Here is a 10,459-nt window from a genome sequence, read left to right on the forward strand (position 1 = left end):
TGAGGGAAAGACAACGCAGTAGGTACTCCTGTATCGCGCGCGCCATCGGGGGTAGGACTTACGCATGGAAAATGTATACACAGGAAAGAGACGTATAATAAAATAAAAAAGGCGGAACGCAAGGCAGCGGCAGCGAAAAATCCACTCATCGTAATGTCGCGCAAAAGCTCATAACAGGCCCAAATGATCAGGTAGCAGCAGATCGATAAAACGCTAGAGGTTATGCCGCGAAATTTTATAGCGCTTAAAGTATCGCGCTTCATTTTTTGCCTTTGGATTTTAAAATTTATAGCGGATTATACTTGCGGGGTTTGAAATTTAGATAAATTTTAGGGCGCGAGTGGAATTTTGAATAGAGCAAAATTTGAATTAAATTTAATCTTTTGATTTTGAACGAGGATTGTTTTAGGCGAATAGGCAATAGAAGCTGAATTTTAAAAATATGCTAGCATTTATGAAAAAGTGAGCATTCAAGCTAAAATTGAAATTTTGCCAGGAAGGCTTATCGTATCATAATGCGCAAATCGCGACGAGTTAAAAGCGCAGCCTACGCGCAGCAACTACAAAGTTCGCGAAAGTCCTCACATGGCGTAATCCGGCTTTTAAATTTAAAAGCCGGAGTAAAATTTAGAGCAAATTTTAACTATTTTACCTCAAAAGCAAAGGACGCGATGATCGTCTCTTCGTCGCATTTCTTTGGATCCGAAAATGCGAGTTTATTTCTTGCTTTTAGTATCCAAGGACCCGGCTTTAGCGCCATTACCTCGATTTCGCCCTTATCGTCGGTCATACCATAAAATGCGCTCATATCTTCCAAAAATCCATCCGGCGCACCTTCAACCGCGGCATTTGCAAGCGGCTTGCCTTCAAATAGCACTTTAATTTTAAACGGCTTATTGGCTTTGAAATTTACCGGATTTTCTAAAGGTACGAGCTCGAGTCGCTCGCCCACGGGCTTAGTTATGAGATCGCCTGCTTGTGTGTTGATTACGCCCTTTGCGAGCATAGTGGCGCGACGGCAAAATTTAGCGTTTTTGATCGTATCTTTCGTGCCGCCCATATGCCATTTGCCGCTTTTATCCTCGGTCCAAAAGGTCGGTTTATATTGCCCGGTAATGATATAGACGCCTTCCGGCTGCTTTTCGCCTTCAAATTTATAGTTCTCGCTCGTGCGCTTTAGCTCGATTTTTTTACCGTTTTTATCTATGACTACGGGGATTTCAAAATTATTCTCCCTCTGCTTATCGATCGGCTCGCACGTCGCAAATCCGTCACCAAAGCCGATTTGAACTCTTAGCTTGTCATCGTTTTGTCCTGCTAGCCAAAAATCATGTGCGCCGGCTACACTAAACGCACCTAAAACCGCTAATACGGCTAAACTTCTTTTCATTTTATATCCTTTCAGGGTTGATTGATTTTAAAAACTATATCTGACGCCAAGACCGAAAGTCCTGCCTTTGCCATAGGTGACTAAGACATTACTCGCTCTGTCGCGTATGTGCGAGAAATACTCTTTGTCGGTCAAATTTTTAACGTAAAAATACACGTCAAAGCCATCTTTTAGGTAGCCTACTTTTGCATCCGCCGTAAAATAGCTCTTTTGGGCTAGCTTATTTTGAGCATCGAAGTAGGTCTTGCCTATCATATTTCCGTCCAGTCTTGTATAAATTCCCATCGGAGCGTAGTATGACGCGCCCAAAGAGAGCTTATACTCGGGGTTTTTCTCGATTTTATTACCTTTATTATTCGTGCCGTCTTTGTTGATGTAATCTCCGTATTTGGTCTTTAGCAGACTCGCGGCTAAATTTATATCAAGCTCCTTGCTCGCTTTTGCGACGCCTTCAAATTCCACGCCCATAGATTTTGACTTATCGGCGTTTGCGGTCGAGTAGATGTTGGGATTATTGGGGTCGGTGTAAAATATATGTGTGCCCTTGATGTCCATATAAAATAACGCGGTAGAAAATCTAAAGCTTTCATACGAACCCTTTACGCCGATCTCGTAATCATCGCTCGTCTGTGCATCAAATTTATTATCCTCTCTGCTGCCGCCGGTGGTGTAAAAATTAAAGCCACCGGCTAGATAGCCCTTCGAATACATCGCATAAATATTTAGCTCGTCGGTGATATCGTATCCAAGTGCGATTTTTGGCAAAAACGTCCTAAATGTCGCTTTTTCGTCCATCGAAAACGCGGGCGCACCGGGATTGTGTCCCAGCTCGTATGAAAAGTAATCGACCTTTGTGTGTTTTCTGATCTGCTGATACCTGCCGCCAAGCGTAGCATCAAATTTGCTCGTGATCGGATAGATGATCTGACCGAATACCGATGCCGTCTGCGCGCGATTGACCGAAGGCCAATCCTCGACTATCGTCCTACCGCCGCCGCCGTATTGGTCGCCTATCGGGCCGAAGACTTGCTTTTCGTTTTCGTAATAAAGTCCACCAACCCATTTGAAGCTTTGCTCGTCTACGCTACTAAATCTAAGCTCCTCGGAGAAGGTATCATTTTTAGAATTTAAAAATGTAATTAGCCCGTAGTGATCGGGGTCGAGATAGGTTATTTTACTACCGAAATCCTCGTCGTAAAGCCCGCCTTTTTTGGCTCTACGAAAGGTCGTAGCCGAGGTCGCGTCAAATTTGTCAAATTCATATTTTAGATCTAACGCTCCCGAGCTAGAGGTTTGCTTTACGCGGGCGGGAGTTTCTAAGTTTATATGCTTGGCTTCGCTTTTTGAGATATTGCCAAACCTCGATTTTGGGATAAAAAGCTCGTCGAGCGAGTTGTCCTGGCGGTGAAAAAGATCGCCGTAAATTTTAACCGTAAAACGATCGGTCGGCGCTACTTTTAAATTTAAGCCGAAATTGTAATTTTTCTTGTCGTTGGCTTTATCGCCGTTTAGATCGTTTATGATCCAGCCGTCCTCTTTGGACGCCGAGCCGTTTAAGCCTAGAAATAGTTTATCATCAATCAGCGCGCCGCTGGTTTCAAAAAGACCTAGCATGTATTTGTGCGAGCCTTATTCGGCGCCGACGCTGCCGCTCCACTCGTTAGTTGGTTCTTTTAAAACGATATTAATGATGCCGCCGATTGAGTCTTTGCCATAGATCGCACTGCTAGGACCTCGCAAAACCTCGACGTGATCAATATTTGTAACGGGGATATAGGCTGCGTCTTTGTTGCTTTGTGCTACGCCGCCGACATAGACCGTAACGGGGTTAGAACTCGTATATATCGAAGGATTGAGTCCTCTAGTACTGATGCCCTCGTACATCCCGCCCACACCGGTAATGTTTGGCATAGTTTTTACCAGCTCCTCGACGTTTTTGACTTCTCGTTCTTGTAGCTCAGTATCACTTACGACGCTGATACTTTGTGGCACATCCTTTAAATTTTCACTTATTTTGTTTGCGGTAACTTCTACTTCGCCGAGATTTACGCTTTGCTTATTTGCTCGTCGGCTATGGCTGGATTTGCGGCGCTCAATAAAAGTAGGGCGGCTGCAGCTTCAGAGAGAGAGTAAAAACTTTCAAAATTTAACTCCTAAAATCTGATAAAATTTTCGCGTTATTATATCAGATGAGATAATCATTGTCAATACTACTACAATATTAAATTAATGTAGAATATAAGTATGATTTATATTGAATTTAATGTTGCAAATTTAGATACAAAATAGGGCAATACAATAAGCTTATTAGAATTTAAACAAATACGTTTATAAAATTTATGGAAATGATGCAAAATTAATAAAATCAAAAAATTCATTTTTTTAAATCGCTTACTACATAGAAATCATTAATATGAAAATATATATCAGTAGTTCATCGTTTTTCAATTTTTTGGAGCAAAAGCACTATAATTCTAGGTATTTTATATTGAAAACTATAATTTTCAAGTAAAAATTCAATACAAAATTCACATATAATTATACGAATAATTTCATGTATTTTTGACGCATTTGGTGTTTTTATCAATGGTTTTTATTAGAAGAATTTTTACATAAATCTATATTCAATAATTTATCTGTGACTTCAAATGAAATCAGCAGGACGACGTGTTTTTTGTAAGAACTAAAATAGATAAATATCCGAATTAGGCGGAAATGAAATTTTACTTATGTGAATAGTTTAAAATTTGAAATATGGGAAGTTTATTGCGCCTAGAAAACGCCCTCTTTTATTCAATAACCAGGCGCATTAGATACATATCTTCGCCGTCGATTACGCTGATTTCGGAGCTTTTGCAGCGCGGGCAAGAAAAGTCGTTCTGCGCCAAATCTCCGCTAAAACCGCAGTTTTTGCATTTTACGACGATTTCTTGGGTATGGATGATGAGATCCGCATTTTCGCAGACGGTGCCTGCGCGAAAGACTTCATAGCAGTTTTGCAGATAATGCGCCTCCACGCCGCTTAGTCGCCCTATTTTTACGTGCAGTTCCCTTATCTGCGGACTTTTTAAAGCAAATGTATCGTAAAACGCCTGCAGATTTGCATCTAAATTTTTATAAAAATCGTCGTTTTTGCCATTCGAGTCCGTGTCCGCAATGTTCGTATTTTCGGTATTCTCGGTGCCCATGCCAGTATTCGCGGAATTCGTATTTTCATTGGCGGTATCGGCGATGTCGCAACGATTTTTATCGCCCTGCTCGGCTGCGCCTTTTTTCTTTGCTTTTTCGGCGTTTAGCGCCTTTTCACATAGCGCCACAAGATCCGCTACGATCGATAGTTCATGCATTTTTCCCTCTAAATTTTACGGTCGCGCCGTATTTTATACGAAATTTCGTTGTAAATTTAAAACGTGCTCTGAAATTTAGGCTTAAATTTGCTAAATTTGCACGCAAATTTAGCAAATCCTCGGCAGCAGTTCGCCTTTCGGAAGCTCCAGAAATCGCTGCGAGCCGTAAGCGTTTTGCAAAATCACTCGCCCTTTTGCCGCATACGGAGCTTGAAATTGCCCCGCCCTATTTTCTGATACCGCGCCCGCGTCGCTCGCGCCCATAGATTCATCCCGCGTGCCAAGTTTAGGCATTAAAGTGCCCTTAAATTCGCCTTTGTCGCGCCCTATTTCGCGTACTTCGCCGATGATTGCGGCGTTCGCGTTAAATTCGCGCAGTATCTCAAGCGCCCGATCCGCCTCGGCGTCATCTTCTACGATCGCCACGAAAGTTCCTTCGTTTGCGAGCTCGTACGGCTCAAAGCCCAGCAGCTCGCACACGCCAACTACTTCGTCGCTGATTTTGATATCCTCTTCACGCACTAAAAATTCAAGCCCGCTAGAGCTTGCAAATTCGTTCAAAACCGCGCTGAGCCCGCCGCGCGTCGCATCTCGCATCGCTTGGATCTTTACGCCTTGCAAGATCAGCTTTTCTACCGCAGCGCAAAGCGGTTTGCAGTCGCTTTGTAGCTCGCTGCTTAGCGCGATTTCGTCGCGCGCCGCGAGTATCACCGCCCCGTGCCGCCCGATATCGCCGCTAAGCAGGATTTTTGCGCCCACTTTGATGTTTTGCACGCGCGCAGGTCGCAAAACACGGCCGATGCCGCTAGTGTTGATGAAAATTTTATCGCATTTGCCGCGCGGCACAACCTTTGTGTCGCCGCAAACGATACGAACGCCACAGCTTAGCGCGGTGCTCGCCATCGAGTCCAGGATGCGTCGCAGCTCGCTTAAGCTAAGCCCCTCTTCGATGATGAGCGCGCAGCTTAAAAACAGTGGCTTTGCGCCTACCATCGCAAGGTCGTTGACGGTGCCGCAAACGGCGATCTTGCCGATGTCGCCGCCGTTAAAAAACAGCGGCGTGACGACGAAACTGTCGGTGCTGAAAGCTAGCTCGCCGCCGAAACTAGCCGCTGAATTCATAGCAGAACTCGGCGCCGTGCGGTCAAAACTCGCCCCGGCGTTTAAATTTAGTATCGCGCTATCGTTGTTCGCGCGCAAAATTTCATTGTCAAACGCCGCAAAGATCGTCTCGTTGATGAGCCTATTCATCTCCTCACCGCCGCCGCCGTGGCTTAAAAGTATAGTTTCGTTCAAATTTTTCCTTTTCACTCGGTTTTAAATTTATAAGCCCGTATTTTTGCAGCCGAACAAGCCGTGCCGCTACGGTGCCGCGCAAAATTTCAAATTAAATTTTAGCGCGACGTTTTGCTTCGGTTAAAATTTAAAGCATGACTTGTTTTAAAATTTCCGCTCTGCGATACCGCGCACAAAATTTAACCCGCGTTTTTGACGTCACCGTATTTAAAATACGCTGCGCACGCCCCTTCTGAGCTTACCATGCACGATCCTATCGGATTTTGCGGCGTACAGTGCTTGCCGAAGACCTTGCAATCATAGGGGCTTTTTTTGCCGCGCAAAATTTCACCGCAGATACAGGCCTTGCTCTCGGGAGCGCTCTGTACGCTGCAATCAAACTGCACCCTGGCATCCAGAGCCGCGTACTCGGGTCGTAACTTCATGCCACTTTTTGGAATTTCGCCGAGCCCTCGCCACGGAAAATCGCAAATTTCAAAATATTTATCTATCAAATTTTGCGCTTTTTGGTTGCCGCCCTCTTTTACGACGCGCTCGTATTCGTTGAAAACCTCGTAGGTGCCGGCGTTTTGCTGCTCGACCAAATTTAACACGCCCGCCATTATGTCAAGCGGCTCAAATCCGCTTACGGCGATCGGCTTTTTGTAATCGCGCGCTATGCCCTCGTAGGCCTTCGCGCCGGTGATCACGCTTACGTGGCTAGGCCCTAAAAACGCGTCTATCTGCACGTCCGCGTCGTCTAAGATCGCTCGCACGGGAGCGGGCACCGTTACATGGTTGATGTGAAAAAAGAGATTTTTTAGCCCCAAGCTTAGCGCTTTATCGATCAGCACGGCGCTCATCGGCGTCGTCGTCTCAAAGCCGATCGCAAAAAATATCACCGTTTTTTGCGGATTTTCCTGCGCGATCTTTATACAATCAAGCGGACTATAAAGCGCCCTGATGTCGTGCCCCTCGCCGCGCAGCTTCTGTAAGCTCGTGCGAGAGCCAGGAACTCGAAGCATGTCTGCTAGAGTGCAAAAGATACTCTGCGGCATCGCGGCAAGCTTGATCGCCTCGTCGATGCGACTGCGCGGCATCACGCACACCGGACAGCCGGGGCCGTGGATAAATTTGATATTTTTGCCGACCAGGCTCGGAAGGCCGAATTTCATGATCGAGTGCGTGTGTCCGCCGCAAATCTCCATAATATTTAGCGGCTTTTTGCTTTTAGAAATTATCAGCTTGCTAAGTGCTAAAATCAGCTCCTTATCCCTAAAATCCTTGATTAGATCCATTATTTACCTTAAATTTTACGGGTTTGCAAGCCGTTTTAATTCTCTGCGCCGGCTCTCGGCTCTATGTTTTCATACACAGAGCCCTCTTCCGCCCTCATCTGCTTTGCGATCTGCTCGTAAATTTCGATACTTTCCTTCGCTCGCTGCGTATCGATCTTCTCCATCGCAAAGCCCACGTGGATCAGCACGTACTCCCCGACCGCCGCGGGCTCGGGAAGCAGATCCAAGCTCACGCCGCGGCGCACGCCCAGAGTCTCCACGGTCGCGAAATTATTTTCGTCGATCGAGATGATTTTTGAAGGGATTGAAAGGCACATTAACGAAATTCCTTCTTGTATTGTAGGAATTTCAGCCATTTTTCCACGCCCTCGCCGCTTTTACTGTCAAGAGCGATGACGTCGGCTTTCGGATTGAGTTTGTGTACCTCGCGCACCACTTCCTCCATATCGAAGTCAAAATGCGGTAGCAGCGCGGTTTTAGTGATTACGACGCAGTCTGCGCGACGAAATATTACCGGGTATTTTGCGATTTTATCGCTGCCCTCGGGCACGCTTAGAAGCACCACGTTCAGGTGCGCGCCCACGTCAAATGCCGCCGGACAGACAAGGTTTCCGACGTTTTCTATGAAAACCAGATCCAAATTTTTAGTATCGATATGATGAAGCCCCTCGTGAACCATAAAGGCGTCCAGATGGCAGGTCTCGCCGGTACTGATCTGATGGGCCTGTGCGCCTGCTTTTATGATACGATCGGCGTCGCGGTTGGTCTCTAGGTCGCCCTCGATGACGCCGATTTTAAATTTGCCGCTTTTGATAGTCGCCTCAAGCAGCGTCGTCTTACCGCTACCGGGGCTACTCATCAAATTTAGACATAAAATTTTATCCTCGTCAAAATGAGCTCTGTTGTGAGTGGCCTCCTCGTCGTTGGCGCTTAAAATTTTACTCATCACCTCGATCGTCTTGGCGTCATTAATAGCCGCATTTACGTGGATGTGATCGTGCGCGTCGTGCTCATGATCGATCCCCGCCTCGTGCATATGAGCGTGGGAGTGGACGGTGCCGTCCGCGTGGGTGTGGACATGCTCGTGTGTCATATCTGCGTGCGAATGGGTGCCCGCTTCGTGAGTGTGGCCTATGGAACAGCCGCAATCTTTACACATTTTTTCTCCTTGGATAATAAATTTTGCGCGTAAAATACCACGTTTTTGCTTTAAGCTGCGTAAATTTGATAAATTTTATATCGAAGTGCGAAATTTTATGAAATTTAATGAGGATTGAAATTTACGCGCTTTAGTTTTATCTAAATTTTATGCGTTGTTTACGAAGATTCGCCGCCAAATTTAAAGCTTGCGAGCAAAGGCGTTGCTTTTAAATTTAATCGCCTGCTCGCAGACTGCAAGCCGCACGCCGTAAATTTAAGGCTTGCGCGGCTATGCAGCGGCTCAAAGCAATACAAAGTCACCGCAAGAATAAAGCGCGAAATTCAGGGCTTGTGAGCTGATTTTACCGGCGCTCTACAATCTCGCGTGTGCTCTACGGCGTGGCGAACATCAACGCGGCGACTGTTTTTATGCCGATTTGCGCGGATTCGGCTTTACAAATACGGCGTGAAAGCGCGGCGCCTTATAAAATTTAGTCGCAAGCTGCGCCGATCTCGCGCCAGTGCGTAAATTTAAACCCGCGGCAAGAGTGCTTTTGATTAAAATTTATAAAATTTCGCGCTCGCCGCGTAAATTTAAACAAACTTTGTTGCCGCCTAACGCAGACGCTGCGTTTAAATTTTACTACGCGATCGCAAAATCGCTCTTCGCAACTCGCAAAAGTCGCGCAGCCTGTATTTAAATTTAGAAGCGCACGAATGGAAATGCGAAAATTTCGCGCGACGCGCTGTTTTTAAAAATGCTCAAAAGCCCTATGCTTCGGTGATGACCGCGTTTACGAGCTTGGAAAATTTCACCCCTTTTAGCGCGCCGATTTTGGCGCTGAGCCGCTCGATCTTTGAAATTTTATCCCGCATCGTGATCTCCTCGAAGCAGTGGCGCTCGTCGATGTGGAAGTGGCTGGTACTGATGATAGTGACGTTTGCGTGGTGCTCGATCTCTACGAGCTGCTCGATCAGATCGCTTTGGTGATGATCATACGCGATGCAAAGCACGCCCACGCAGTCCTCGTCGCTATCTCCGTGAAGCACACCCTCGACCATCTTTTCGCGGATCAGATCGCGGATAAACTCGCTGCGGCTTAGGTACTGCTTGGCGCGCACCATCTCATCGAGATCCTCAAAAAGCTTCGTCGGCAGCGAAATGCTAAATCTTACGGCGCTCTCTTTTTCCTCTTTTTTCATGGTTCCCCCTATTTCGCGTATTTTGAACGTAATTTTACCGAAATTCCGCTCAAATAGTAAGAATTTTGCACGCTAATTCGGCTTATTTTTTAAAATTTAAAGCTCCATGGCATCGTGCGTATTTTGAAATTTCGCTCGCAATTTCGCGTCATATTTTAGGGCTGGCGCGATGAAATTTTACCGGCGCTAAGTTGTTTTAATTCTACCGCATCGCGTTTTGCGCTCAAATTTAAGAGGTGGGCGCCAAATAGCGCCTTGGCTTGGGATTTATACAGTATCTAGCCACGCTCTGCGATGGAATTTTGTACCGACCGCCATGGCGGCGCGCCGTGACGCTCAAGCGGCGGCATTGTTAAATTTCAAAGTTTAACGTTTCGGCTGTGATATCAGGCGGCAAAACGTAAATTTACGCTGATTTTGCGATTTTCGAGAAGCTAGCTGCGGTGTATTTTATCGCCCGTAGCGTATCGCAAAGTGCAGGCATAGCGCAGAGCTCAATCAAATTTATAGGCTAGATACTAATAAAATTTTACCGAGTCGGCTTAACGCGATAGTTGCGTTTTTATGGACGAGCTTGGTGCGAAATTTCGCTTAGATACGCCGCGAGCTGTCCGTATGCAATACCGCTGTCGTTGCAAGGAATGGCGCGGTTTAGATGAAATTTAATGCCTCGTGCGCGCAGTTTTTCGCACGTAAGATTTAGAAGCGTGGCGTTTTGAAAGACTCCGCCGCTTAGCACGACCTCGAGCCCGAAGCCCTCCGCAAACTCCGCGATGAAGTTCGCCAGGCCGTTGATGAATTTCGTC

General features: G+C 46.1%; 9 protein-coding genes and 2 pseudogenes. All 11 read right to left on the reverse strand.

What is annotated here, in order from left to right:
• Positions 1-263: pseudogene (locus Q0605_RS06595) on the reverse strand (hypothetical protein); the annotation flags it as partial.
• Between the two features lie 380 nt (positions 264-643).
• Positions 644-1,390: a DUF4198 domain-containing protein gene (locus tag Q0605_RS06600; protein WP_298705295.1), complete on the reverse strand. Its 747-nt coding sequence runs from the start codon at positions 1,388-1,390 to the stop codon at positions 644-646.
• Positions 1,391-1,417: 27 nt separating this feature from the next.
• The gene (locus Q0605_RS06605; protein WP_298705297.1) at positions 1,418-3,004 is read right to left on the reverse strand and encodes a TonB-dependent receptor; all 1,587 of its coding nucleotides are present in this window, start codon (positions 3,002-3,004) and stop codon (positions 1,418-1,420) included.
• Between the two features lie 15 nt (positions 3,005-3,019).
• Positions 3,020-3,382, reverse strand: coding sequence for a TonB-dependent receptor plug domain-containing protein (locus tag Q0605_RS06610; RefSeq protein WP_298705299.1), 363 nt, complete (start codon positions 3,380-3,382; stop codon positions 3,020-3,022).
• 797 nt (positions 3,383-4,179) lie between these two features.
• Complete coding sequence (locus tag Q0605_RS06615) at positions 4,180-4,737, reverse strand: hydrogenase maturation nickel metallochaperone HypA (protein WP_298705301.1); 558 nt, start codon at positions 4,735-4,737, stop codon at positions 4,180-4,182.
• Between the two features lie 108 nt (positions 4,738-4,845).
• Positions 4,846-6,033, reverse strand: coding sequence for a hydrogenase expression/formation protein HypE (hypE, locus tag Q0605_RS06620; protein WP_298705303.1), 1,188 nt, complete (start codon positions 6,031-6,033; stop codon positions 4,846-4,848).
• A gap of 179 nt (positions 6,034-6,212) precedes the next feature.
• Positions 6,213-7,310 carry a hydrogenase formation protein HypD gene (hypD, locus tag Q0605_RS06625; RefSeq protein WP_298705305.1) on the reverse strand — a complete coding sequence of 366 codons (1,098 nt, stop codon included), beginning with the start codon at positions 7,308-7,310 and terminating at the stop codon, positions 6,213-6,215.
• A gap of 35 nt (positions 7,311-7,345) precedes the next feature.
• Positions 7,346-7,627, reverse strand: a complete 282-nt coding sequence (locus Q0605_RS06630) for a HypC/HybG/HupF family hydrogenase formation chaperone (protein WP_298705307.1) — start codon at positions 7,625-7,627, stop codon at positions 7,346-7,348.
• Positions 7,627-8,469 (reverse strand): hydrogenase nickel incorporation protein HypB, encoded by an 843-nt coding sequence (gene hypB / locus Q0605_RS06635; protein WP_298705309.1) that lies wholly within the window; start codon positions 8,467-8,469, stop codon positions 7,627-7,629. Before hypB ends, Q0605_RS06630 begins: the two co-directional genes overlap by 1 nt.
• Before the next feature lie 752 nt (positions 8,470-9,221).
• Entirely contained in the window at positions 9,222-9,653 is a 432-nt protein-coding gene (gene nikR, locus Q0605_RS06640) for a nickel-responsive transcriptional regulator NikR (RefSeq protein ID WP_298705311.1), read from the reverse strand.
• 562 nt (positions 9,654-10,215) lie between these two features.
• Positions 10,216-10,459, reverse strand: a pseudogene (locus tag Q0605_RS06645) (carbamoyltransferase HypF); the annotation flags it as partial.

Source organism: uncultured Campylobacter sp. (assembly GCF_938017705.1).
Taxonomy (GTDB): domain Bacteria; phylum Campylobacterota; class Campylobacteria; order Campylobacterales; family Campylobacteraceae; genus Campylobacter_B.